Origin of the sequence: Corynebacterium sp. HMSC034B08, assembly GCF_001835805.1 — a bacterium.
GTDB lineage: Bacteria > Actinomycetota > Actinomycetes > Mycobacteriales > Mycobacteriaceae > Corynebacterium > Corynebacterium coyleae.
This window is the reverse complement of sequence record NZ_KV825939.1, coordinates 31,438-55,505: the sequence shown is the minus strand read 5'-3', so window position 1 is coordinate 55,505 and position 24,068 is coordinate 31,438. Positions and strand designations below refer to the sequence as shown.

Genomic DNA, 24,068 nt, shown 5'->3' with positions numbered 1-24,068 from the left:
GGTTTTTTAATGCCGACCGCACAAACCTCAAGGAGATTCTCACTCATGGAAATGGAAAAGCCATTCATTGAAGCCCCCGAGGGGCCGGCACCAGCTGATCTGGTTATCCAGGACATCACCGTCGGCGAGGGCGAAGAAGCGGTGGCTGGCGGCTTCGTCAAAGTCCACTACTTGGGTGTCGATTACGAAACCGGCGAAGAGTTCGACTCTTCCTGGGACCGCGGAGAAGCAGCCGAGTTCCCGCTCGCGGGCCTCATCGCAGGCTGGCAGGAAGGCATCCCGGGCATGAAGGTTGGCGGCCGCCGTCAGCTCACCATCCCGCCGGAGAAGGCATACGGCCCGGCAGGTGGCGGCCATCCGCTGTCTGGCCGCACCCTGATCTTCATTATCGACCTGCTCGACGCCCGTTAGGGGAAAGCGCATGCGAATCCCGGTAACTACGCTCAACGACGGCTACGATCTCCCGCTGCTTGGCCTGGGCACCTACAAGCTCCAGGGCGAGGACGTGGAGCGGACCGTGCGCACCGCTATCGAATTGGGCTACCGCCACATCGACACCGCGTCGCTCTACGGCAACGAGGTGGAGGTAGGTAAGGCCGTCAACGATGCGATCAAGGCGGGGGATGTCACGCGCGAGGAACTGTTCATCACCACCAAGCTGTGGAACGACGACCAGGAGCGCGCGCTTGAGGCGTACAACGAGTCTCTCGAGCGCCTCGGCCTGGAGTTTATCGACCTCTACCTCGTGCACTGGCCCTGGCCGCAGAACGGCACTTACGTCAAGGCGTTTGAGCAGCTCGCCGAACTGCAGGGTATGGGTCGGCTCCAGTCGGTTGGTGTCGCCAACTTCTACCCGGAGGTTCTCGACGACATCATTAACGCCACCGGTATCACGCCCGTGCTCAACCAGGTGGAGTTGCACGCCGGCTTCACGCAGCCAGAGCTGCGTGCCTACCACGAGGAGCACAACATCCTCACCGAGGCGTGGGCGCCGATCGCCCGCGGCAAGAATTTTGACGACCCGGCCATCCGGGCCGTCGCGGATGCCCATGAGGCCACACCTGCGCAGGTGTGCTTGGCATACCTGATGAAGCTTGGTTGCTCCGTGGTGCCGAAGACGAAGAACCCGCAGCGCCTTGTCGAAAATCTTGGCGCGGTAAATGTGAAGCTCACCGACGAAGACGTTGCCACCCTCGATGCGGTGCAAGGGGAGCGTATGTCAGGGGATCCCCTGACGTTCCCGGGATAAAGGTTTTCCTGGGAGTGGATTTGAGCCCGTTCGGCCGTGGAAGCGGCCGGGCGGGCTTTTCTCGTCGCAACGAAAAGCGTGACTTTTCGGGGGTAGGGGTAGGGGTGAGAGGAGTTAAACAAGTTTCCGTGAGTGTGTGATACGTTACACTCCACATTGTTGAGTCGAGAATCGCGAATTGTCGGCAAGGCAAGACCCAATCCCGTGAACAAGAAAGGATCGAGGCAATGACAGGTTCCCCCGCTGTCCCGCAGCGCCGCGAGCCCACGCCAGACGAGTTTGTGGCAATGCAACAGAGCCCCGAATTCCAAGATCTGCGTGGAACATTCCGTGGCTTCACCTTCCCGGTGATGATTGCGGCGTTCCTCTGGTACGTCTTCTATGTCGTCTTTGCTACCTTCGCGCCCGATGTCATGGCGCGGCCCTTCCTAGGCCTCAACCTTGGACTGTGGCTCGGACTTGCACAGTTTTTGACCACATTCCTGATCACCTGGGTCTACGTGAAGTGGGCAAACAAGAACATCGAACCCCGTGCAGCGCACATTCGCCAGGAAATGGAGGGCTAAGCCATGCAGACGTACATCAACGCCACAGCGGCTGAAAGCACCGCCACCGGTAACCCGCTGCTGAACATCGCCATCTTCGGCGCGTTCATCGTGGTCACCCTCTTCATTGTGACCCGCGCTGGCAAAACCACCAGCGAATCCGCCGACTTCTACACCGGCGGCGCATCCTTCAGCGGCACCCAGAACGGCCTCGCCATCGCCGGCGACTACCTGTCCGCCGCGTCCTTCCTGGGCATCGTCGGCTCCATCGCGCTGAGCGGTTACGACGGCTTCCTTTACTCCATCGGCTTCTTCGTCGCATGGCTGGTCGCCCTGCTGCTGGTCGCCGAGCCGCTGCGAAACGTCGGCCGCTTCACCATGGCGGACGTGCTGTCGTTCCGCCTCCGCCAGAAGCCGGTGCGTGTGGCCGCAGCTTTCGGTACCCTGTTCGTGTCGCTGTTCTACCTCATCGCACAGATGGCCGGCGCCGGCTCGCTGGTGTCCGTGCTGCTGGACCTGCACTCCTTCGCCGCACAGGCAATCTGTGTTGCCATCGTCGGCGTGATCATGATCGCCTACGTCCTTATCGGCGGCATGAAGGGCACCACCTACGTGCAGATGATCAAGGCCGTGCTGCTCATCGCCGGCGTGCTGATCATGTCGATCCTCGCCTTCATCATGGCCAAGGGTGGCATGAATGCGGTGCTCAACCAGGCGATCGACACCCACGCCGCGTCCCAGTACATCGCGGAGAAGGGCTACCAGGCCGAGGATCTCCTCAAGCCGGGCCTGAAGTACGGTGCGACCACCACCTCGAAGCTCGACTTCCTGTCGCTGGGTCTTTCCCTGGTGCTTGGTACCGCGGGTCTGCCGCACGTGCTCATGCGCTTCTACACGGTGCCGACGGCCAAGGAAGCCCGCAAGTCCGTGACCTGGGCAATCGTTCTCATCGGTTCGTTCTACCTGCTGACCCTGGTGCTCGGCTACGCTGCTGCAGCATTCGTCGGCCCGGACCGCATCCTTGCCGCACCTGGTGGCGCGAACGCCGCGGCACCGCTGCTCGCATTCGAGCTCGGTGGCTCCATCTTCATGGCGCTGATCTCCGCGGTTGCCTTCGCAACGGTGCTTGCCGTGGTGGCAGGCCTGGCGATTACCGCCTCCGCATCCATCGCGCACGACGTGTACAACGCAGTGCTTCGCGACGGCCAGGCCACCGAGGATGAGCAGGTCCGCGTCTCCCGCATCACCGTGGTGGTGCTCGGCATCGTCTCCATCGTCCTGGGCATCCTGGCGATGCAGCAGAACGTGGCCTTCCTAGTGTCCCTCGCGTTCGCGATCGCGGCATCCGCAAACCTGCCGACCATCCTGTACTCCCTGTACTGGAAGCGCTTCAACACCACCGGCGCGGTTGCGTCGATCTACACCGGCCTGATCTCCGCGCTGGTGCTGATCGCCCTGTCGCCGGCGGTCTCTGGCAGCCCGACCGCGATGTTCCCGGACGCCGACTGGTCCATCTTCCCGCTGACCAGCCCGGGCCTCGTGTCCATCCCGCTCGGCTTCCTGGGTGGCCTTATCGGCACCTTCCTGGGCAAGCCGGACAACTTCGATGAACTCCAGGCCGAGATGGAGGTTCGTTCCCTCACCGGTGTTGGTGTGGAGGCTCCGGTCGACCACTAATCCTGGCTGAATAACAAGAAACGGGCTCAGTGTGATGCTGAGCCCGTTTTTGCGTTTGCTTTGTTTTAGCCAGCCGCGCAACTCAAGCTTGCGTGCACTGAGGAATGCCGGGAAGCACCGCCATGTCTACATCTGCCCTGCGATTTCCTTCATCGCTTCCCACATGCTGCGCTGCTCGGGTGTACCGCTGTCAGTTTGCAGCAGGGTGACACAAGAATCGTGTACGGCGGAAGCAAACTCCTGGCGGAGAGAATCAGGAACCCCACGAAGGATCAGTGGTGCTGCAAGCACAACCGTATGGGCAAAGCGCGGTACCGTCGCATCGGGACTGTCATACTCTGACACGAGCGCGGTGCAGTACTGGGTCAACACCTGCGACGTTTGAGAAAGCGCCTGCCCATCCTCCGGAAGCTCGGCCAAACCTATGTCCCGTTTGCGCACGGTATCAAGGGTTGCCCTGGCTTTTTCATGACGGCCAACACGTGCGTAGTGCTCGTAGAGCTTCCTCAACGAGTAGCTGTAGTTGAGCTGGCATTGAGCGTCGGGGTGTGTTTGTGCGATCCACTTTGCAATATCGGTAAGTGCCTCCATGAAGCGGAGCCTTGCTTCTAGGTTTTCGGCTTGGGAGAGACCGATCAGCAGTGCGTGATGCGCAGCATTTGCAATGGCGAACGCCTCAGGCAGGTTAACGCTTGATGCTTCCGCAAGTACTCGAGAAGTATGGACGCGAACAAACCTTGCTGCCCCGACGCGAACCTCCCTTGAATGGGTGCTTTCACAGAGCTCAAGAAGAAGAGCAAATACCTTAGCCAACTCGTTCCACCCAGCCGGCGGGGCGGAGTTGAGGAAGGGGACAAGCGCCACCACCGAAGCGCGAAGCCGTAGGAAAGCGTCCATTTCTTTCTGCATCTCGATGTAAATATTCGCTAGTTCGATGCTGGTCCGAAGTATGTCGGTTGCGTATTTGCCGCCGAAGGGAACCTTCTGCGTTGCTACGACGAATTGGTTGACAGCATCCTCGAGCAGCTCCACCGGCGGGGCCATATTCGGAAAAAGCTTCCGGACAAACTGTGCTCTTATCGCCGTGGCTTCCGCTGCCAATGCGAAGGAAACAGCTGGCCCGTCGCCGCCGTCAACCAGGATGGCAGCGATCTCCATGGCTTCATCCAAGGTGGGGATCACAAGCCCATTGTTTGTAGATCCATGGATATCTGTGATCTGAAGGAGCACGCGTATCGCTTCTTCGATGGCTCTAGGATCCCTGGCTTGGAGCGCAGGAACAAGCATGTCTTGGCAGCTAAATAGCAGCTCGAGGGCTGACTTTGTGTCTCCTGCATTTGCATCCAGAAGTGCCATCTCACGTTGGGCTCGAGAATAGAAGACAGCAGGTAAAACACGATTTGGCTCGGCGTCGTACAGGGGGTCGATATTCTTAAACGCCAGGTACAGCAGTAGGCGAGCTTCCTCCACATCTTCGGTGTGTGAAGCAGCAATCGTGAGAGCTTGGCAGCGCAATAAAACCGTTTTCGCCGTGACAGGGAAGTCGTTCAATACCTCAAAACAAATTGAGGCCACACTTGTTTGTACTTGTGGGTCAGGGGAAAGATCAGCAGCAGCTAAGAGCGTTCGCAGCGCTTCGAATGATGCACCGGCCGTACGCAGATGCTGAAGGTGTTCGATTGCATAGGGCAAGTGAAGCAAGTTGGTCACAATTGCTGCGTCGTACACTGTGGTTTGCGGAAGGCAGTCGAGCGCCAACGGAATGCTCTCTAGATTTTGAGGACCCTTGGGAGCAGGCGATGAAAAGAGGTGGAACAGGAACGCCTCCGCGAGTTTGCGCTGGTTCTTCCACTGATGCTCAATGTCGTAATAATCCTCGCTTTCGAGCGCCGCATACTTTGGGGTGGTCTCGACACTGTTGCGCAGATCGGTTTCGTAAATGCGCATGAGTAGAGAATGTGTGAGCGGTGAACCAAAACTCTCCGCGGCCTCGCTAAATACTCGGTGCGTAAAGCGCATCCGTTTCTCCGGCCCATTTGGAGTTAGTTGATTCGCCAAAGAACGGAAAAGTCGGGCAACCGAGATCTCAGTATTTGTTGTGAAGCCAGCGTCGCGCAGCGCGTTGACGGTTTGTTCTTGCGAAAGCCCGATCCTAGAAGCACCCAAGAGACCTACTGCAGCGCGGGCGAGGGCACGATCGGTAGATGCGATGGAGGTTTCCAAAAAGTGGTGGGCAGCGCTTGACAGGTCATCGGGGATGAGCCACGCGCGGTCTGCAAGCATGTTTTGGATTGCGCTGGCTTGATCAGGTTCATCCTCGATGGACTTGAAATCATCACCATCGATATCGAGAAGTAGATCCAGCGCAAGCTCTATCCAAAGAGGTAAGCGTTGTTTGGACGCGATGATCTGGCGAGCGCCGCCTCCGATCTCGCGCCTAATTCTGCGCTCCCAGTCCTCTACGAATTCTCGCGCAATGTTGGCTGGCACTGGCCCAACCAAGACTTCTTTGAAATCGGAGTTCTTCAACAGAGTGACGTCCGAGCGCGAGGAAGAAGATACAGCCAACGCGGTGCGAGACGAGAGCCATTCCACTGGCCAGAATCCGCCGGCTCCATCCACAATCTGCTCTAAACCGTCGACGATGAAAAGCAGATCAGGATACTCAGCTACAACCTTTTCCATTTCTTGCCTCCAGCGCGGGCGCCAAGTTTCGGGAGAGCCCCGCCAATCGTCGAAAAGCGACAGGCCCAAGGTTGCGTTTATGCATCGCGTAATCTCGAATGCGAGCTCGTCCCCCGTCCAAATGCGGTCGTCCAGCCCCATAATGACGGTGATGGGCAACTTGCCGGATATAGATTCTCCGGAGGCCGCCAAATACTTCTCGAGTGCCAACAGAAGTGAGGACTTACCCGCGCCGGACTCGCCATAAACCACGACAGGCGAATCGATGCGGAGGAAAAAATCGATCGATTTGAGCAGTTCCTCTGACCCAAAATTACGAGTGCGGGAACCTCGAAACAGGACCTCCTCCGCGGTACCGTCGCGCGGGATGCTGCGGGCTCGCTCCAGAAGCTGCGGTTCAAGCAGACTGACCGCAAGATCCTCGAAGTGCTGCATTGAAGCAGTGGGCCACTGACCATTCTGGTCGAAGGCAACGGAGTAGCGTTTCACCGTCTCCGCATTGCCCCATCGTTGAGATACCTCGTCTTTGAAGTCAGAAATTCGGGTTGGGTCTGAGTCGGCCCAGCCGTGCGGTGGGGGGCCTTCGACCTGCCGGAAAAGGATGAACGGTGTGGTTGTATCATCTGTGTCCCAAAGACCAGCTTTGGCGAATTCCAACTCGGTGATAGAACACTCGCGAGACCTCTCGGGGTCGAGTCCAACGCGCTGTGCCGTCCATTCGAGGAGAGACTTGTCGTCTGAAATCCAACCGTAGCGGTCTCCGATGAGCCCGAGGAAGAGCGGGGCCGCGCGATCGACTTCGTCAAGGCATACGTCTAATACCTTGCGCCCAGCCGCCTCTTCATCCATGTCGTTGGTGTCGACTCCCCAGCGCAGGTCAATAAAGTGCATCTTTGCGCCGAATCGGCGCAAAGATTCGTTGAGCCGGTCACTTACGGGACCATTGAGAATGTCACGTTCCGTATGGAAATCGCGAAAGGTCGATGACACAAAAACAGGAATGTTGAGCATGAGGCCCCTTAGCGCAGTCAGTGTTTGAACACTCATTATGCGCCAACCGGAGCATATTAGGAGGCCGACGACCGCTTGGTTTTCGCTCAACCCGCTAATATCGCCTGCATGAAAAAATGGTCCCAAGAGCGCCTTGACCAGCATCTCGCGCATGCTGCATGGTATAAACCGATCCGCAAGGTTAGGGCCCGACGCTTGGACAAAGACGCGCAGTGGCGGACTTCCACTGGCAGCGTCCTTCACGCAAAGGCGGGGGACTGGGAGGTCACTGACGGGACACGAACATGGACAGTTGCGTCTGAGGTTTTCGACAAGTCATACAGCCAAGTCGCGCCGGGGGAGTACAAGAAAACGGGGAGAGTCCAAGCCCGCCGACTCAGCGAGGACGCTACGATCCCCACGCTGGAGGGAGAGGCTCACGCACACGCAGGTGATTGGGTGGTCCGTGGCGTAACAGGAGAGTGTTGGCCAGTGCCAGATGCGGAGTTTTCCGAGGCCTACGAGATCCTAGAAATGCCGTAACCGAACATCCCCGCCAGGGCGGGGTACACAACTTTCACGATCTTGTGGTTGTAATCCTGGGTGTGCGAGTCGAGCTCTGCAAACGGTTTGTATGAGGGTTTCCGAGCAGGAGGTTCCTTGCTGTAGTCATAGGATGCTCGACGCTCGGTTCCGTTGCTATCAATCCATGTGCGCTTGAGCATCCAATCATCGTGCTCGGCTTCCGCCATCGAGGTGATCTCCTGTTCCGAGGGATGCTCTTCCCACCCGTAGCCGTCCTTCACAAGCTGAAAACCGTGTAGACGTAGGTTTTCAACCATGGCCCGAGCGGCTGCTTCAGAAGTTTGTCGTGCCTTCAGGATGTCGTCGTGAGAAAGCTTCTGCGATGGGGATGGCGGGCCATAAAGCGACGTGTAGGCGATGTCGAATGCCCAGCCCCAGACGGAGAAGGCGGAATCGCGGATGGCGTCGATGCTCAACCCAACCTTTTGTGGGTCAATAACTTCCAGAACTGTTCCGGCTTCGGCATCGTTCCAGACAAGACCCTGCAGTATGTGGTCAGTCACCGCAATAATCGCTCGACGTTTCCTGAGGGAGGGGATCTGAGCAGCGACGTGGACTGGATCGCCGACGAGGACAACCATATCTGCCAGGCCCTCTACCTGAGGGCTCACAATCTGTTGAACTTCCAGCTCGTTAGCGAACCGGTTGTAATTGTGGATCCACGCGTCCAACTCACGCTTTTCATCTCCCGGGCCGCATTGCTTGACCTCAACAGTGTGAGCATCGAGTGTGGTCAGCAGGTGGAGTATTTTGTCTGTGATTGCGCGAACTGTGAGGTCGGCTGGATGAAATGCTTCAACAGGTCGTCGCTGAGCGATGTGGGTAAAGCGTGCTGAGGTTGCTAACTCGGGGGACCGAAGAAGCTGGAATATTGATACCGCCTCACCGCATTGTGCGTGACGGAGGTCCTGCGCCTCAGAACTCAGGCGAGCTGTTTCGATGTCATTTTCGGCAGCGATGATCACGTGGGAAGCATGTTTGACAGTTTGAGCAACGAGCCGATCATCGCTCAGATGCTGTTTGTACCCTAAGCCAAGCGTGCCTTTGGCTGTTGGGTTTCCCTTCTCCAAGATATGAACGGGGAGCTCCCTTTCTTGGTCAAGGACTGAGCGGACGATGCTGTTCGCTTCCTCGGAGGAGCCGATCACCACTGGACCTCCTCGGCGGCGCTTGCTCGTTGCTCTCGCCCACCCGATACGCGATATTCCTAGTAGGGCAGAAATGACTGCTCCGAAGGTGACGAGGAGTGAGAGGATTAAACCTATCGTCATCCAGGTCGTTGGTGATGCCGGCTGGCCAGGCGCTGGCGCATACGAGGCGGCAAAAGGCGCGATGCTCGCGTAGATGAGCGAGACGACGGACGCGTTATGAGACTCCGAAAGCGTGACGCCGCAGTTGTAGAGGCCAATCGCAGTGGCAGACAATGCGATGACCAGACGATTTGAATCGAGCCGCATAGTGTCAGGATAAAAGTTTCGCTTCCGGAAGAAGCATTGAGCCTAAGTGCTTATCGACGACCTACCGGCCCAACAGCCCATTCGATGACAGCAGGCTGCTCATCTGGAACAGGGAATCGCTCTGGCCGGGGCTCCACTGGCCCCAATCGGCGGTGTAGACGTCGTTGATGTCCACCTGGATGCCCTGGATGTATGTCTGGCGTCCGGCGACTTGGTGGATGTTGGCGCGCGGGTGGATGTTGCCGCGCGAGCCCCAGTCGTGCTGCCAGAAGTAGCTACCGATGCCGTCCTCCAGGCACCAGGCGATGGTGTAGTAGTTGCCGTACACGCCCAACTGGTAGCCGGCCGCACTTAATGCGGCGCCCATAGAGGAAAGATAGGGGTTGATGAATTTGTTGAACTGGGCGAGCGTCGGGTTGTCGTCGATAGCCACATAGATCGGGCGCCCGGTCGGGCCGCCTGCGGCGCGGTGCAGGGCGATGGCCTGGGGTGCGTGCTTGGCAGCGCCGAGCGGACCCTGGAGCCAGTCGGCGGTGTCGGCGCGGCCGAACTGGTAGACCGACGCCACCGACAGGCCGTTGGCCTTGTAGTCCTGGGTTTCGTCGAGGGTGACGGGCTTGCCGCGCATCCAGAGTGCGTCGGGGCGGGGCTGGGATACGTAGCGCACGGCGCCGATGTGGCCGGCGGCTTTCACGGCGCGGGCGGATGGGACGGCGGCGGAGTAGTCGATCACGGTGCCGAGCACGCGGCGCTGCTGAGCCTGTGCGGCAGGGGAGAGGGCGGTGGCTGCGGCGCCGGCGGCGGCGGTGGTTGCCGCGAGTGCGCCCGCAGACTTCAGGAACGAGCGGCGATCAAAAGTAGTCACTTGCGTAACATTAGTCTCGTTTTGCCTCTTGTGCACCTTAGTTTGCCTGCGTGGCCACGATCCAGATGGCGACGAGGTGACACACGGCCGCCACGATCGTCGCAGTGTGGAAGTGTTCGTGGTAGCCGTAGTAGCGCGCCTCGCGCCCCGGCCAGCGGGCCCCGTACACGATGGCGCCAACCGTGTAGAGCACGCCTCCCGCGAATAGGAGCCACACCACCGCCGGCCCTGCGCTGGCCCACAGGGTGGGGATCAGCGGCACGATCACCCAGCCGAGCCCCACGTACACCACAACGTCCAGCCATCGCGGGTGATTGATCCACACCAGATTGAGTGCGGCGCCGCCCAGCCCGCCGATCCAGGACACGACGAGGATGGCCGCGGCGGTGCGCGGCTCGAACACGATCAGGCACAGTGGGGTGTAGGTCGCGGCGATGAAGATGGAGATGGTCGCGTGGTCGGCGCGGCGCCACCACTGCACCGTGGACGGGGAGCGCCACGGGTAGAGGTGGTACATCGCGGAGACCCCAAACAGCAGTACGACCCCGACGCCGTAGACGGTAACCCCGGCGGCGTGGAGCGCCGGCAGGGTCATCCACCCGTAGGTGATCAGCACGGTGGAGGCCAGCGCGAAGGCTGCGGCCGCCACGAAGTGGGCCCAGCCGCGAATCAGGGGGCGCGGGCCGCGGTCCGCCATGATGTAGGAGCGCCGGACCTGGCCTTCTTGAAGGATCGTCATAGTGACCTCACTGGGGGTGGAGGGACAGTGACGCTATGTTACTACTTGGTAACTTATGTGGGTAGCCCAGCCGATTCCGCGAACGAAAACCGCTGCGGTAACCTAAGCCACATTGCCCTAGTAGCTCAGTGGATAGAGCACGGCTCTCCTAAAGCCGGTGTCGGAGGTTCGATTCCTCTCTGGGGCGCAAATAGGGGTTTGGTGTGGCGTCGAGGTCAGATAGCGGGTGGTGAAGATGACTATCGAATTACGGCCACTTCGCGTCGAGGACGCTACCGAGATGGCTGATGTGCTTTCGGATCGAACCCTTTACACATTCACAGGCGGTGGGCCGCCCTCTGAGGATGAGCTTGCGCGGCGGTACGCGATCCAGACTCGAGGCGAATCCAGCGATGGTGCCGAGGAGTGGATCAATTTCGTCGTCACGCTCGGTGCGGGCAAGCAGCCGATCGGATACGTCCAAGCGACCGTGCCCCGCAACGGCGGTGCGACGGAGATCGCGTGGGTGATCGGGGCGCAGTGGCAGGGGCACGGCTACGCCAAAGAAGCCGTGAAACTGCTTTCCACCTATCTTGCGGAGCGAGGCATTACGTACCTCATCGCTCATATCCACCCCGACCACATCGCCTCGCAGCGAGTCGCCGCCACCGTAGGGTTGGTCCCCACGGGGCAGGTCGTCGACGGCGAAGTCCGCTGGGACCGGAGAGAGTAGAAGGGCCCCGAAGGATTCTCCGGGCCTACTCCTCGCCGGTGAGTTCGCGCAGCTTGGCGCGCACTGCCGAGGCCTCCGGGTTGGTGGCGTGGGTGCCGTCGGAGAAGAGCACGGTGGGCACGATGCGGTTGCCGTCGTTGACGGACTTGATCCACTCGTTGACCTCGTCCATGCCGTCGGCCTCGACGTCGACGATGTCGTAGGGGGTTTCCGTGCGGTCGAGGCGCTGGCGCAGCTTCTGGCAGAACGGGCACCAGTCGGCGGCGAAGATGGTCACGTGGGCGTTGGTTTCGGGTGCGGTGACGGTCATGTTAGATCCTTTCGAAGCGTTGGAATTTGTAGCGCAAGCCTGTCGACGAGGTGAGCCACTCCGTTTCGGAAACGAGGGCAAAGGTGTCGTCGATACGCGGGGCGTGGACGGCTTTGGAGTTGGGGACGTCGGGGTGGACGTCGATAAGCGTGCGCTCGATGACGTCGACCTCGTCGAGGGTGGCGGCGTAGATTTGGGCGCCGCCGATGATCCAGGCATCGCCCTCGAGGTCCGGGATGTCGGCGACGACCGACGCCCCGCGCGACCAGGCACCCGCCTCGCGCGAGGACAACACGATGTTCTTGCGGTTCGGCAGCGGCTTGAACGGCAGCGACTCCCAGGTGCGCCGCCCCATGATGATCGGGTGCCCGCTGGTGGTGTCCTTGAAATGCTTGAGGTCTTCGGGCAGGTGCCAGGGCATGTCCTCGCCGTCGCCGATGATGCCGTCGACGCTTTGCGCCCAGATCGCACCCAACATCGCGCCCTGCATTAGACCGACACCTCCGCCTTGATGGTGGGGTGCGGGTCGTAGCCGACGACCTCGATGTCGTCGAAGTCGTAGTCGAACAGGGATGCAGCCTTGCGCAGTTTGAGCTGCGGATACTCGCGGGCGTCGCGGGAGAGCTGCTCGCGCACCTGGTCGACGTGGTTGTTGTAGATGTGGCAGTCGCCGCCCGTCCAGATCAGCTCGCCGACCTCAAGGCCCGCCTGCTGGGCGAACATGTGGGTCAGCAGTGCGTAGGAGGCGATGTTGAACGGCACACCCAGGAACATGTCGGCGGAGCGCTGGTAGACCTGCATGGACAGGCGGCCGTCGGCGACGTAGAGCTGGAACATCAGGTGGCACGGCATGAGCGCCATCTTGTCCAGTTCGGACACGTTCCAGGCAGACACCAGGTTGCGGCGCGAATCCGGGTTCTTCTTCAGGGTTGCCAGGGCCTCGGCGATCTGGTCGACGTGGCCACCGTCCGGGTTGGCCAGGAGCGCCACTGCACGCCATAGACCGGACCCAACTCACCGTCGGCGTCGGCCCACTCGTTCCAGATGCGGATGCCATTGTCCTGCAGCCAGCGCACGTTGGAATCGCCGCGCAAAAACCACAGCAGTTCGCCGACGACACCCTTGAAGAAGACCTTCTTGGTGGTCAGCAGCGGGAACGACTCGGAGAGGTCGTAGCGGATCTGGCGGCCAAACACGCTGCGGGTGCCGGTGCCGGTGCGGTCACCTTTCTCGGTGCCGTTTTCCAGCACGTCGCGCAGCAGATCCTCGTATGGGGTTTTGACCATTGGTTACTTCAGTACTCCTTCGAACGAGCCGTGTTCGTCGTGGTAGCGGGCGGCGGCTTCCAAAATGTCGTCGGCAATCTCCGGGCGACAAATAAGCATGTCTGGAATATAGGTGTCTTCGTTGTTATAGCGAAGCGGGGAGCCGTCGAGTCGCGATGCGTGCAGGCCCGCCGCAAGCGAGACCCCTACGGGTGCGGCCTGGTCCCATTCGTATTGGCCACCGGCGTGGATGTAGGCGTCGTAATCGCCTAACAGCACGTGCATGGCTTTCGCGCCGGCGGAGCCGATCTGTTCTGTTTCGAAGCCGATCGCGTCCGCGACGTAGCGGGCGACGGCGGGCGGGCGGTTGCGCGACATGGCCACCTTGCCGGCGAACGGCCCTGAGACGTGGCGCACGTCGGAGGACTTAAACACCACGCCAAGGTCCGGCAGCCCGACGGCGGCGTGGGTGGGCACGCCATTTTCGACGAGCGCCACATGCACCGCCCAGTCCTGCCGGCCGGTCGCGAACTCCTTGGTGCCGTCGAGCGGGTCGACGATCCACACCCGATCCTTGCTCAGGCGTGCCGGGTTGTCGGACGCTTCCTCAGAGAGGAACCCGTCGTTGGGGCGGTGCTGGCTTAAGACTCGCTCGATCCAGGCCTGGGCGAGATCGTCGCCAGTCTCGCCGAGTTCGCGGCCACGCAGCAGGCCCACCCCGCGGATGCCTTTGAGGATTTCACCCGTGCCTTCCGCAATCAGGTTGGTCAGCCGGGAGTCGGAGTACTCAGCAGTCATGTGCCCGACTCTACCGCTAAGGTTGGCGAAATGACTGGCTCGATCTTGGACCGCTTTCACCCGCAGGTGGCGGGGTGGTTCCAGGATGTCTTCGCAGCGCCCACGGCGGTGCAGGAGCAGGCGTGGCGCGCGATTTCCGACGACGAGAACGCCCTCGTCGTCGCACCCACCGGCTCCGGCAAGACGCTGGCGGCGTTTCTGTGGGCGCTGAACTCCCTGGTGGAGCGGGCCGGCCAGCAGGCGCTGCCCATCGATGGGGCGAACACCTCCACCCACGGCGGCGTGCGCGTCCTTTATATTTCGCCGCTGAAGGCCCTCGGCGTGGATGTGGAGAACAACCTCCGCGCACCCCTGGCTGGCATTGCGCGGGTGGCGCAGCGTTTGGGCCGCGACATGCCGGACATTTCGGTGGGGGTGCGCTCGGGTGACACCCCGCAGGCGGAGCGCAACCGGCAGGTGCGAAAGCCGCCGGACATTTTGATTACCACGCCGGAGTCGCTCTATCTCATGCTCACGTCCAAGGCGGCGGGCATGTTGAGGACGGTGGACACGGTCATTGTCGACGAAATCCACGCCCTGGCCGGCACCAAACGCGGCGTGCACCTCGCGCTCTCGCTGGAGCGCCTGCGCCGCCTCGCCGGGGACTTCCAGCGCATCGGCCTGTCCGCCACGGTGCGCCCGATCGAGGCGGTGGCCAACTTTTTGGGCCCCAAGACGACGATCATCAACCCGCCGGGGGAGAAGCGCTGGCAGTTAGACGTGCGCGTGCCCGTCGACGACATGAGCGACCTGCCCGTGCCCGAGGACGCCTCCACCATCGGCGATGCTGTTTTCGACAATGCCCTGGACGACGCCACGGACGCCCCGCCGCCTGGGGCCACCAACTCCATCTGGCCCCACATCGAGCGCGCGATTTACGACGAAGTCATGGCCCACCGGTCCACCATCGTCTTCGTTAACTCGCGCCGCACCGCGGAGCGCCTGACCAGCCAGTTAAACGAACTCTGGGCGAAGGAACACGACCCGGAGGCGCTCTCCCCGCAGACCCGCCGCCCGCCGGCGCAGCTGATGAAGTCGGTGGATACCGCCGGCCACGCCGCGACCGTGATTGCGCGCGCTCACCACGGCAGCGTGTCCAAGGACGAGCGCGCCTTGACCGAAACCATGCTGAAAGAGGGCATCCTGCGTGCGGTGGTGTCCACCTCCTCGCTGGAGCTGGGCATCGACATGGGTGCGGTGGACCTGGTCATCCAGGTGGAATCCCCGCCGTCGGTGGCCTCCGGACTGCAGCGCGTGGGCCGCGCCGGGCACACCGTGGGGGCGGTTTCGGAGGGCACGTTCTACCCGAAGCACCGCTCCGACCTGGTGCAAACCGCGGTGACGGTGCCCCGGATGCGCCAAGGGCTGATCGAGGAGCTGCACACCCCGCGAAGCCCCTTGGACGTGCTCGCGCAGCAGACTGTGGCGGCGGTCGCGGTGGAGGACCTGGATGTGGACGAGTGGTACGACACCGTGCGCCGCGCCTGGCCGTACCGTGACCTTGCCCGCGAGGTGTTCGACTCCGTCATCGACCTGGTCATCGGTGTCTATCCGTCCACCGACTTCGCCGAGCTGCGGCCCCGCGCGATCTTGGAAGGCTCGGTGCTCAAGGCGAGGCCCGGCGCCCAGCGGGTCGCGGTGACCAACGCGGGCACCATCCCGGACCGCGGCATGTTCGGCGTCTTCCTGCTCGCGGGCGCCGAGGACAAAGCACCCCGGCGCGTCGGCGAGCTCGACGAGGAGATGGTCTACGAGTCCCGCGTCGGCGACGTGTTCACCCTCGGTGCCTCCTCGTGGCGCATCGAAAACATCACCCGCGACCAAGTGCAGGTCTCACCCGCGCCCGGCCACACCGGCCGCCTGCCGTTCTGGACAGGCGACGGGCTGGGTAGGCCGTATGAGTTGGGTAAGGCGGTGGGGGCGTTTCGTCGAGAAGCAAGAAATGCTTTGGACGAGAGCTTGGACGAGCGCGCCCGGGCCAACCTGCTGCAATACCTCGACGAGCAGGAGGAGGCCACCGGCATCCTGCCTGACGAGAAAACCCTCGTGCTGGAGCGCTTCACCGACGAGTTAGGCGACTGGCGTGTCGTGCTGCACACCCCGTTTGGCAAGGGTGTCAACGCGGCGTGGGCCCTGGCCACCGGGTGGCGGGTCGCCCAGGAAACCGGGATGGATGCCCAGGCGGTGGCGGGCGACGACGGCATCGTGCTTCGCCTGCCGCAAGGGGAGAGGGAGCCCGACGGGGCGATCTTCCAGTTCGACGCCGACGAGATCGCGGACATCGTCACCGAACAGGTGGGCAATTCGGCCCTGTTTGCCTCCCGGTTCCGCGAGTGCGCCGCCCGTGCCCTGCTGTTGCCGCGCCGCAACCCCGGCAAGCGCGCACCCCTGTGGCAGCAGCGCCAGCGTGCCGAGCAGCTGTTGGATGTGGCCCGGAATTACCCGTCGTTTCCGATCATCCTGGAAACGGTGCGCGAGTGCCTCCAGGACGTCTACGACCTACCCGCCCTGCAGGAGGTGATGCGCGACATCAATACCCGCCGGGTGCGCATCGCCGAGGTGACCACCGACCAGCCGAGCCCGTTCGCCTCCTCGCTGCTGTTCAACTACACCGGCGCGTTCATGTACGAGGGCGACACCCCGCTGGCCGAGAAGCGGGCCGCGGCGCTGTCCTTGGACCCGTCGCTGCTGGCCAAACTGCTGGGCACCGTCGAGCTGCGCGAGCTGCTGGATGCCGACATCATCGCAGAGGTCGACGCCTCGCTGCGCCGGGTGGGCCGCGCGGAGACTCCCGAGCAGTTCGCCGACACCCTGCGCATCGTGGGGCCCGTGCCTATCGACGACCTGCCCACCTACACCACAGTCCCCCTGCCCTCCTTGGAGCAGTCCCTGGGGGCACGCATGATGCTGGTGCGCATCGGCGGGCGCGAACACGTGGCCCAAGTCCTGGATGCGCCCTTGCTTCGCGACGGCCTCGGCGTGCCCGTCCCGCCCGGCGTCCCCGCCCAGGTGCAAACCATCCCTGACGCTCTGACGCAACTGGTGGGGCGTTGGGTGCGCACCCGCGGGCCCTTTGTGTTGCGCGACCTTGCCGACGCGTTCGGGCTGGCCGTCGGTGCGGCGCATGCAGCGCTGATGCCGCTGGTGGACAAGGACAAGGTCATCGAGGGCCGCTACCGGCAGGGCGTCGAGGAGCAGGAGTACGTCGCCGCCGAGGTGCTGCGCATCATCCGGTCGCGCTCGCTGGCGGCGGCGCGCGCCCAGACCCGGCCCGTGTCGCAGTCTGCGTATGGGCGTTTTCTGCCTTCGTGGTCAAACGTCGCTCCGGTGGGGGTCACGCCCGCGCTGCGGGGCGCCGACGGGGTTTACTCGGTGATCGAGCAGCTCGCCGGGGTGCGCCTGCCCGCAAGCGCCTGGGAATCACATATTTTCCCGTCGCGCGTGGGCGACTACTCGCCGGTGATGCTCGACGAGCTCACTGCCAACGGCGAGGTTGCTATCGTCGGCGCCGGCAAGGCAGGGGCGCGTGACCCGTGGATCATGCTGCTGCCCGCCGACTACGCGGCCCAACTCATGCCGCAGGTCGAGGAGCCACTGCTGTCGCTGACCCAATCCCAGGTGATGGAAAAGGTGCGCCGCGGCGGCGGGTTCCTGTTCGGCGATCTGCTTGAACCCTCGACCACCACCGAGGAGCTGCGCGAAGCCATGTGGGACCTGGTGGAGGCCGGCTTCCTCGCGCCGGATTCGTTTGCTCCGATCCGGGCCCGGTTGGCGGGTGGGAAGACGGCGCACCGGGCGCGCCGGCGACCGCAGCGAAGCAGGGTGCGCTCGGGGCGGACCTCGTTCGCGTCGACGGTCCCGCCCGACATGGTGGGCCGTTGGTCGCTCACGCCCACGCCTGATAGCGACCCCACGCGTCGCTCGGTGGCTTTAGGGGAGTCGCTGCTGGACCGCTACGGGGTGGTCACCCGCGGCTCCGTGGTGGCCGAGGAAATCCTGGGCGGGTTCGCGCTGGCCTACAAGACCTTGTCTGGGTTTGAAGAAAGTGGCAAGGCGATGCGCGGCTACCTCGTGGAGGGGCTTGGGGCCTCGCAGTTTTCCACCCCGGCCACCATCGATCGGCTGCGCGGGCACCAGGACACCGACGACGTGGTGGGCTGGCCCTCGGGCGCTCGGGATCCGCAGGTGCATGTACTGGCCGCCACCGACCCGTCGAACCCCTACGGGGCGGCGCTGCCGTGGCCGGCGCAGGGGCCGACCCGCTCGGCCGGCGCGATGGTGGTGCTTGTCGACGGCCTCTTAGCCGCCCACATCACCCGCGGCGGGAGAACCATGACCACCTTCTTCGATTTCTTCCCCGACGGGGTAGGGGACCCGATGCCGTTGGTCGTCGATGCCCTGACTCAAGCGGTCCGGGCCGGCCGCATGCAGCCGTTGAGCGTGGAAAAGCTTAACGGCGGTCCTGCCTTTTCTCTGAAAGACTTCGGGGCGACGGTGACCCACAAGGGGGCGAAGATCGGAGGGCGTGCCTCGGCACCCCCGAAGCGGCGCGGGCGCAGCATAACGGAGGCGCTGGGAGAGCTAGACGGTGCAGAGGAGGCCGACGGCAGGCCTGATTTGGGTGGCCCAGCGGATGGGCTCACCTTTCACGACTAGGGTCCAGGCTTTAGGGCCGTAGCGGCACGCGGGGTACCGGCCGGTGGGTGGTCCCCGGCGGTTGCCCCGCCGCCCGGGCCCGTTTCGCCCGGATTCGGTTGACCGCCGAGTGCATGGCGGGGTCCGTGGTGTTTACGTGACGGGTGCCGTCGGCCTTGACCAGCACGGCGGTGCCGGTTGTGGGGTCGTAATCCATGTAGCCCTTGTTAAAGGAGCCGTCCCGGTGGTCATTGTTGCACCGGTGATGGGTGGGGCACAGGCCGGTGAGGTTGGTGATGTCGGTGCCGCCGTACCGCAGCCAGGAGATGATGTGGTGGGCTTCGCACTCGCTCATGGCGGTGGTGCAGCCGGCCCATGAGCACACGCCTTGGATGGCGAACATGGCGATGCGTTGCGCAACAGACGCGAGCCGTTTCGACCTGCCCAGGTGCAGCGGCACTCCGGTGAGGCCGTCGACGGTGAGTAAGAAGTCGGAGGTGCCGTCCATGCCGAGGCGTACCAGGTCGAAGGCGTTGAGTTCCACGCCGACGTTGGTTTGGAACAGGGTGGTGGCGTCGGCGTCGGCAAGGTCGTCGAGCGTCACCGACACCACCACGGAGGCGGCGCCGCCGTTGGCGGCCTGCTCGCCGTGCTCGTATTGGCGCATGATGTCCATGAACTGGTCGTATCGGCGCTGGCCGCGGGTGCGGGGGTCGCGGTCCTGCTGGTGTTCAGCCGGGATGTTGGAGTTTGGTGCGAGCCCCTTGTCGGTGAGTGCTTTGTAGAGGGCGTAGTCGCCTGCGGTCATGTGAAGGCGCACGTCGTAGGTGCCGTCGGAGTTTTCCTTGCCCAGGGTGGCCTCGCGCTTTTCAAAGCCAGCGTTGGGGTTCTTCTTTGCGTGTGGCTTGTTCGCCTTGTCCACGAGGCGCTTCACAAACAGCCGCAAGTCCTTTTCGCTGCGTGTCTTCGCTTCCTCCATGGCGCGGGCGTAGATGCTCATGCGTTCGCCCTCGGCGGCCTTGAGCAGTTTGTCGAGTTCTCGCCGGATGATGTCCTGCTTGGCGGCGGGGACCTCGCCGGCGCGACGGCGGGCGTCCTCCTGGTCTTTGCGGCGACGCTCGGCTTCCTCGTCGGCGGCCTTGCGGGCGGCTTCTTCGGCGGCGGCGCGCTCCTCGTCGGTCGGTTCATCGCCGGCGCCAAACAGGTCCCCGAGGAAATCGTCCAGGTCGGGCTCGGGTGGCGGGGGTGGCGCGAACATGGCTTTGGCTCGGGCGAGCCGGTTGTAGGCCTCGCCCTTGGAGATGCCCAACTTTTCCATGAGGTAGGCGTCCGGGTAGTTCGCGCCGACGAGTTTGCCGGCATCGGCGAGGACACAGGCGTGGGCGAAGGAGGCGTCGACGTAGGCCTTCTTATCCATAGCTTGTTCGAGGCGTGCGATGTCGCGGGCGATGGTGGTGAAGGGGAGGGACGTGGGGTCGTCGAAAAGCAGGCGCAATTGCGTCAGGCTGTCTACGACCTGGTCAACGAGCCGAGATATGTTGTTCATGTCCCCTCCTTCAAGTAGTTGAGGGTCAATCTATCAACGCGCTCGACGTGACAATCAAACGTTCGAACACCCGTTCTACTGCAACTGTTTAACCAGGTGTGCTGCCGCCGCAAGGCCGAGCCGCGGATTCGCCTCGCGCACGTCCTTCACCGCGCGCACATACTCGGCCTCAGGGTCGGTGCCGGTCTCCGCGAGCACCCCGCGTGCCCACTCGATTGCGGCGTCCATGTCGGGGAAGAAGCCGACGAGCGACTCCTCCGGGGTCGGCCCGGCATTGACCACACTGTTGAAAATGTTGCGTAAAAAGCGGAACATGGGCCCCACTATGCCTGAAGGTGATTCCGTTTATCAGCTCTCGAAGCGCCTGCAGTGGATGCAGAATCGCGAAGTCGCAGCCACAAGCATTCGCGTCCCGCGCTACGCCACCGTCGATTTCACGGGCATGACCTGCGAGCGCGTTTGGCCCCGCGGCAAGCACCTGTTCATGCAGTTCGCTAAAGACGGCCACCAGACACAAATCCTGCACACGCACCTCAAAATGGAGGGCACGTGGTCGATGCATCGCGCCGGAACACGCTGGAAGAAGCCCGCTCATGCGGCTCGCGTGGTGCTTTCGCTTAGCGACGACCCCCAGCCCGACATCGAACTCGTCGGCTTTTGGCTCGGCCTCGTTCGGGTGTTCCCAGCCCGCCAATACGAGCAGGAGATGGGGTATCTCGGTCCGGATTTGCTCGATCCGGATTTCGACCTGGCGGAGGCAGTCAGGCGCATCGAGGCACAGCCGAACCTCGAAATCGGACGTGCCCTGCTGGATCAGCGCAATCTTGCCGGCATTGGGAACGAGTACCGCGCGGAGATCAACTTCCTCGCGGGTACGCACCCGAGGGAACGGGTGGGGGAGGTGGACGTCGAAAAGCATGTGCGTCTTGCGCGACGGCTGATGTGGGCGAATAAAGACGCCCCCGTCCGCGTGACCACTGGGATCAAGCGGGCGGGGGAGACAAGTTACGTGTTCGGCCGCAACAACAAGCCGTGTAGGCGCTGCGGCACGCTCATTGAGAAGGGATTTCTCGGCGGCGACGGCGACCTCGAGCGGGTTATTTGGTGGTGTCCGCGGTGTCAGCCGGAGCCCTGATATATTCCATTTCTGGAAAAGGGGGGGCGAGATATGGACTTTGAATTTTTGAGAGAAAAACGTCCGTGGGGGAAGCGAGAAATCGACCGGCTCGGAGAATATTTCGCTGGTAGTGCCAGTGTTCCTGCGGAAGCCGCGGAGATGATTATCTGGCACGACGAGTTAGCTCGACGGACTGCTGCTGCCTGTGCAGGTTTTGCGCAGGAACTTTTTGGCCAGGAAAACCAAAGTCCGGACATTGTCAGTGCTTATCGAGTGAAATCGCAGGCGACTATTGGTGACAAAATCAGACGGTCGAATGAGGACAAAACGAAGAAGGTTCAACTCGGCCGGATGTGGGATTTCGCCGGGGCTCGAATTACGGCCAACGTGTTGCACGACGATTTGCGCCATCTCTCATGGGAGCTGCAGCAGGTGCTGCGGGCAGAGGGGCATCGTGTGATTGAGCGTGACTATATCGCCCGTGCGCAGCCCGGGGGTTACCGGGCTATTCATCTGGTGGTTCAGTCGGCTGCGGGTAATGTCGAACTCCAAATGCGAACCTTGCTCCAGTCGGAGTGGGCGAACACCTTTGAAAAGTTAGCGGACAAAACTGGGCGAAAGATCCGATACGAAAGCGATGCGCGGCCAGGGAATAAAGAGCTAGCCAGGGTTTTTGATGCGCTAGTTGCGATTGCGCGTGATATTCACCATATGGAACGGCAACGAGCAGCGACGCGTCGGAGTAGTTCGAACTCGATGAAGCAGTTAGCGAATATCCCGATGGGTCTGCCATTGAACTCGAGGCTGCATGAATTGCGGGCGGAAGCTTTTCGAGCATTGTCGTACTCGGAGACTGCTACGAGTCAGCATGCCTCGAGTATTCTGAGCCTCATTGAATCTTTGCGAGCCCTATCGCAACGTCTCAGTTCGTACGAGGTAGAAGAGTGAGGGGGAGACGATGAAGCACTTCCTTATGGTGTTCAACCGCAAGACCGGCGCGCTTCGGATGAAAGAGTATGCGGATGTACGTGATGCGATCCTGCAGCGGCTTGAGGAAGAACAGGCCAACGACAATCCAGATGTCGAGATTGTTGTGATCGGGGCGCCGTCCTTAGAAGACTTGAAGGTTACGCACTCCCGATACTTCGCGGTCGATGAACTTCCCGATGTTGCTTCGTATTGGGCGCAAGGCGAGAAGGTTTCTTAAAGGGGAGAGGGCGACCGTCACTTTCGTGATCGGTCGCCCTCGAGCGGGTTATTTGGTGGTGTCCGCAGTGTCAGCCTTTTTCGCCTCCCAGTCGCTGAGCGCGCGGCGGATGAAGAACACCAGGAATCCGAGGATGATCAGGATGAGCACGACGTAGATGACGTTGGAGTAGGTGTCCGCGTACTCGGTGGCCTTTTCCCAGTTGTCGCCGAGGATGTAGCCCAGGTAGATCAGGATGGCGTTCCAGATGCCGGAGCCAAGCGTGGTCCACAGGCCGAAGGTGAGAAGGTTCATGTTGCCCAGGCCCGCCGGGATGGAGATCAGCGACCGCACACCCGGGATGAGGCGACCGATGAACACGCTGGGCTTGCCGTATTTGTTGAAGAAATCCATCGATGCGTCCACGTCGGAGGCGCGCACGAGCCACATCCAATCGGCGATCTTGCGCAGGCGCTCCAGGCCGAGCCAGGCGCCGACGCCGTAGAGGATGTATGCACCGATGACGGAGCCAAGCACGGACCAGATGAACACGCTGACCATGTTCAGGGATCCCTGCGCGACGGTGAAGCCTGCCAGCGGCAGTACGACCTCGGACGGAATGGGTGGGAAGAGGTTCTCCAAGAGGATCGCAATGCCGACACCGGGGGCGCCAAGGGTTTCCATTAGGCCGACGATCCAGTCGATGATGCTCTGCATTGCGCCTATCTTGCCTTATTCGACCTCAAGGTTCCAAGTGTGCACCGGCGCGCCTGCCTGGGAGTTTTTGATGTACTGCCGCAAAACCCGTGCGAGGCCTTCGGCGCGTTCGCTGGTGGCGGGTTTTGATCCGGCGGCGGCGCGGCTCAGGGCGTCCAGTTGCCAGGTCGCCCCGTTTTGGCCGGTGCGCACGCGGCCTTCGATGATGCCGAGGTATTCGTCTGCGCAGGATTGGTCCACGTCAAGGGCTCGCAGCCCCTCGTAGGCGAGGTCGAGCAGATGCTTCTCGACGAGCTCGCGCACCGGAACCGAACCCAACGTCGGCCATTCCATCTCGGCGTTGATGCCGTGCTTGGCGCCGGCGAGGAAGTTACGGTTTGCGGCGTCGAAGGTGAGGCGCGACCACACAGGTCGGGTCTGGTTGCTTAGGGCTTTGACCAGGCCGTAGTAGAGCGCAGCGTCGGCAACGATGTCCTTGACGGTCGGGCCAGCGGGAAGCAGGCGGTTTTCCACGCGGATGTGGCTGAGTTCGCCCGCCGGATCGTAGATGGGCCGGTTCCAGCGCCAGATCGTGCCGTTGTGCAAGTTGAGGTAGTGCAGGCCAGGGTTGTCGCCGTTCATGAACGGGGTGCCTGCGTCGGCGCGGCCTTCGGGCAGCAGCGGGGAGAAGTAGCGCACGTTTTCTTCAAACAGGTCGAAGACGCTGGTGATCCAGCGTTCGCCGAACCACACACGCGGGCGCACGCCTTGGTTGATCAGTTCTTTGGTGCGTGTATCGATGGACTGTTTGAACACCGGGATGCGCGACTCGTGCCACACCTTGTGGCCGAGGAACAGCGGTGAGTTTGCTGAGAGCGCGACCTGCACACCCGCGATGGCTTGGGAAGCGTTCCACGCTTCCGCGAACCGGTCTGGTGCCACCTGGAGGTGTAGCTGCATGGATGTGCAGGT

Annotated in this window: 20 protein-coding genes, 1 tRNA gene and 2 pseudogenes; 11 read left to right on the top strand and 12 right to left on the bottom strand. The window is 62.2% G+C overall.

From position 1 onward, the window contains the following. The first annotated feature begins 51 nt into the window (after window positions 1-51). The 4 genes from HMPREF2656_RS04340 to HMPREF2656_RS04325 all read left to right on the top strand — a co-directional run bounded on the left by HMPREF2656_RS04340 (window position 52) and on the right by HMPREF2656_RS04325 (window position 3,471). A complete protein-coding gene (locus tag HMPREF2656_RS04340) occupies window positions 52-411 on the top strand; it encodes an FKBP-type peptidyl-prolyl cis-trans isomerase (protein WP_070451706.1) in 360 nt (119 codons plus the stop codon). A gap of 10 nt (window positions 412-421) precedes the next feature. Then, a complete protein-coding gene (locus HMPREF2656_RS04335) occupies window positions 422-1,249 on the top strand; it encodes an aldo/keto reductase (protein WP_070815957.1) in 828 nt (275 codons plus the stop codon). A 227-nt stretch (window positions 1,250-1,476) separates the two neighbouring features. Further along, complete coding sequence (locus HMPREF2656_RS04330; protein ID WP_070421457.1) at window positions 1,477-1,815, top strand: DUF485 domain-containing protein; 339 nt, start codon at window positions 1,477-1,479, stop codon at window positions 1,813-1,815. A gap of 3 nt (window positions 1,816-1,818) precedes the next feature. Continuing rightward, the gene (locus HMPREF2656_RS04325) at window positions 1,819-3,471 is read left to right on the top strand and encodes a solute symporter family protein (protein ID WP_070421456.1); all 1,653 of its coding nucleotides are present in this window, start codon (window positions 1,819-1,821) and stop codon (window positions 3,469-3,471) included. 126 nt (window positions 3,472-3,597) lie between these two features. Here HMPREF2656_RS04325 and HMPREF2656_RS04320 read toward each other — a convergent pair whose 3' ends face one another. After that, window positions 3,598-7,320, bottom strand: a complete 3,723-nt coding sequence (locus tag HMPREF2656_RS04320; RefSeq protein ID WP_070815956.1) for a DUF4062 domain-containing protein — start codon at window positions 7,318-7,320, stop codon at window positions 3,598-3,600. Between the two features lie 344 nt (window positions 7,321-7,664). Beyond that, window positions 7,665-8,879 carry a hypothetical protein gene (locus HMPREF2656_RS04315; RefSeq protein ID WP_141761008.1) on the bottom strand — a complete coding sequence of 405 codons (1,215 nt, stop codon included), beginning with the start codon at window positions 8,877-8,879 and terminating at the stop codon, window positions 7,665-7,667. A 73-nt stretch (window positions 8,880-8,952) separates the two neighbouring features. On the opposite strand from HMPREF2656_RS04315, the gene HMPREF2656_RS13550 reads away from it, so the two are divergent. After that, window positions 8,953-9,075 carry a hypothetical protein gene (locus HMPREF2656_RS13550; protein WP_256365569.1) on the top strand — a complete coding sequence of 41 codons (123 nt, stop codon included), beginning with the start codon at window positions 8,953-8,955 and terminating at the stop codon, window positions 9,073-9,075. A gap of 174 nt (window positions 9,076-9,249) precedes the next feature. Here the strand turns inward: HMPREF2656_RS13550 and HMPREF2656_RS04310 are convergent, their stop codons facing one another. Both HMPREF2656_RS04310 and HMPREF2656_RS04305 read right to left on the bottom strand, forming a co-directional pair. Next, window positions 9,250-10,053, bottom strand: coding sequence for a DUF1906 domain-containing protein (locus HMPREF2656_RS04310; RefSeq protein WP_070815954.1), 804 nt, complete (start codon window positions 10,051-10,053; stop codon window positions 9,250-9,252). 37 nt (window positions 10,054-10,090) lie between these two features. Beyond that, window positions 10,091-10,792 carry a PAQR family membrane homeostasis protein TrhA gene (locus HMPREF2656_RS04305; RefSeq protein ID WP_070815953.1) on the bottom strand — a complete coding sequence of 234 codons (702 nt, stop codon included), beginning with the start codon at window positions 10,790-10,792 and terminating at the stop codon, window positions 10,091-10,093. Window positions 10,793-10,906: 114 nt separating this feature from the next. On the opposite strand from HMPREF2656_RS04305, the gene HMPREF2656_RS04300 reads away from it, so the two are divergent. Further along, window positions 10,907-10,979: transfer RNA gene (locus HMPREF2656_RS04300), tRNA-Arg, on the top strand. Between the two features lie 48 nt (window positions 10,980-11,027). After that, window positions 11,028-11,504 (top strand): GNAT family N-acetyltransferase, encoded by a 477-nt coding sequence (locus tag HMPREF2656_RS04295; RefSeq protein WP_070815973.1) that lies wholly within the window; start codon window positions 11,028-11,030, stop codon window positions 11,502-11,504. A 25-nt stretch (window positions 11,505-11,529) separates the two neighbouring features. On the opposite strand, the gene HMPREF2656_RS04290 is transcribed toward HMPREF2656_RS04295, so the two are convergent. From HMPREF2656_RS04290 to HMPREF2656_RS04275, 4 genes and pseudogenes are all read right to left on the bottom strand, one after another. Next, the gene (locus tag HMPREF2656_RS04290) at window positions 11,530-11,814 is read right to left on the bottom strand and encodes a mycoredoxin (RefSeq protein ID WP_070421450.1); all 285 of its coding nucleotides are present in this window, start codon (window positions 11,812-11,814) and stop codon (window positions 11,530-11,532) included. A 1-nt stretch (window position 11,815) separates the two neighbouring features. Continuing rightward, on the bottom strand, window positions 11,816-12,292 hold the full coding sequence (locus HMPREF2656_RS04285; protein WP_070815972.1) for a dihydrofolate reductase: 477 nt from the start codon (window positions 12,290-12,292) through the stop codon (window positions 11,816-11,818). A gap of 11 nt (window positions 12,293-12,303) precedes the next feature. Beyond that, window positions 12,304-13,100 (bottom strand): annotated as a pseudogene (locus HMPREF2656_RS04280) (thymidylate synthase). Window positions 13,101-13,103: 3 nt separating this feature from the next. Then, a complete protein-coding gene (locus tag HMPREF2656_RS04275; protein ID WP_070570959.1) occupies window positions 13,104-13,877 on the bottom strand; it encodes a 3'(2'),5'-bisphosphate nucleotidase CysQ in 774 nt (257 codons plus the stop codon). Window positions 13,878-13,907: 30 nt separating this feature from the next. On the opposite strand from HMPREF2656_RS04275, the gene HMPREF2656_RS04270 reads away from it, so the two are divergent. Next, complete coding sequence (locus tag HMPREF2656_RS04270; protein WP_070815952.1) at window positions 13,908-18,572, top strand: ATP-dependent helicase; 4,665 nt, start codon at window positions 13,908-13,910, stop codon at window positions 18,570-18,572. 10 nt (window positions 18,573-18,582) lie between these two features. Here the strand turns inward: HMPREF2656_RS04270 and HMPREF2656_RS04265 are convergent, their stop codons facing one another. Next, window positions 18,583-20,097: an HNH endonuclease signature motif containing protein gene (locus HMPREF2656_RS04265; protein ID WP_070815951.1), complete on the bottom strand. Its 1,515-nt coding sequence runs from the start codon at window positions 20,095-20,097 to the stop codon at window positions 18,583-18,585. A 75-nt stretch (window positions 20,098-20,172) separates the two neighbouring features. After that, window positions 20,173-20,412, bottom strand: coding sequence for a hypothetical protein (locus HMPREF2656_RS04260; RefSeq protein ID WP_070815950.1), 240 nt, complete (start codon window positions 20,410-20,412; stop codon window positions 20,173-20,175). A 10-nt stretch (window positions 20,413-20,422) separates the two neighbouring features. On the opposite strand from HMPREF2656_RS04260, the gene HMPREF2656_RS04255 reads away from it, so the two are divergent. From HMPREF2656_RS04255 to HMPREF2656_RS04245, 3 genes are read left to right on the top strand one after another with little or no spacing between them, the layout of a single operon-like run. After that, window positions 20,423-21,232: a DNA-formamidopyrimidine glycosylase family protein gene (locus tag HMPREF2656_RS04255; protein ID WP_070815971.1), complete on the top strand. Its 810-nt coding sequence runs from the start codon at window positions 20,423-20,425 to the stop codon at window positions 21,230-21,232. 33 nt (window positions 21,233-21,265) lie between these two features. Then, the gene (locus tag HMPREF2656_RS04250; RefSeq protein ID WP_070451716.1) at window positions 21,266-22,162 is read left to right on the top strand and encodes a RelA/SpoT domain-containing protein; all 897 of its coding nucleotides are present in this window, start codon (window positions 21,266-21,268) and stop codon (window positions 22,160-22,162) included. 10 nt (window positions 22,163-22,172) lie between these two features. Beyond that, the gene (locus HMPREF2656_RS04245; protein WP_070421444.1) at window positions 22,173-22,421 is read left to right on the top strand and encodes a hypothetical protein; all 249 of its coding nucleotides are present in this window, start codon (window positions 22,173-22,175) and stop codon (window positions 22,419-22,421) included. A gap of 48 nt (window positions 22,422-22,469) precedes the next feature. Here the strand turns inward: HMPREF2656_RS04245 and HMPREF2656_RS04240 are convergent, their stop codons facing one another. Next, complete coding sequence (locus tag HMPREF2656_RS04240) at window positions 22,470-23,117, bottom strand: DedA family protein (protein ID WP_070570954.1); 648 nt, start codon at window positions 23,115-23,117, stop codon at window positions 22,470-22,472. A 15-nt stretch (window positions 23,118-23,132) separates the two neighbouring features. Further along, window positions 23,133-24,068 (bottom strand): annotated as a pseudogene (locus HMPREF2656_RS04235) (glutamate-cysteine ligase family protein); the annotation flags it as partial.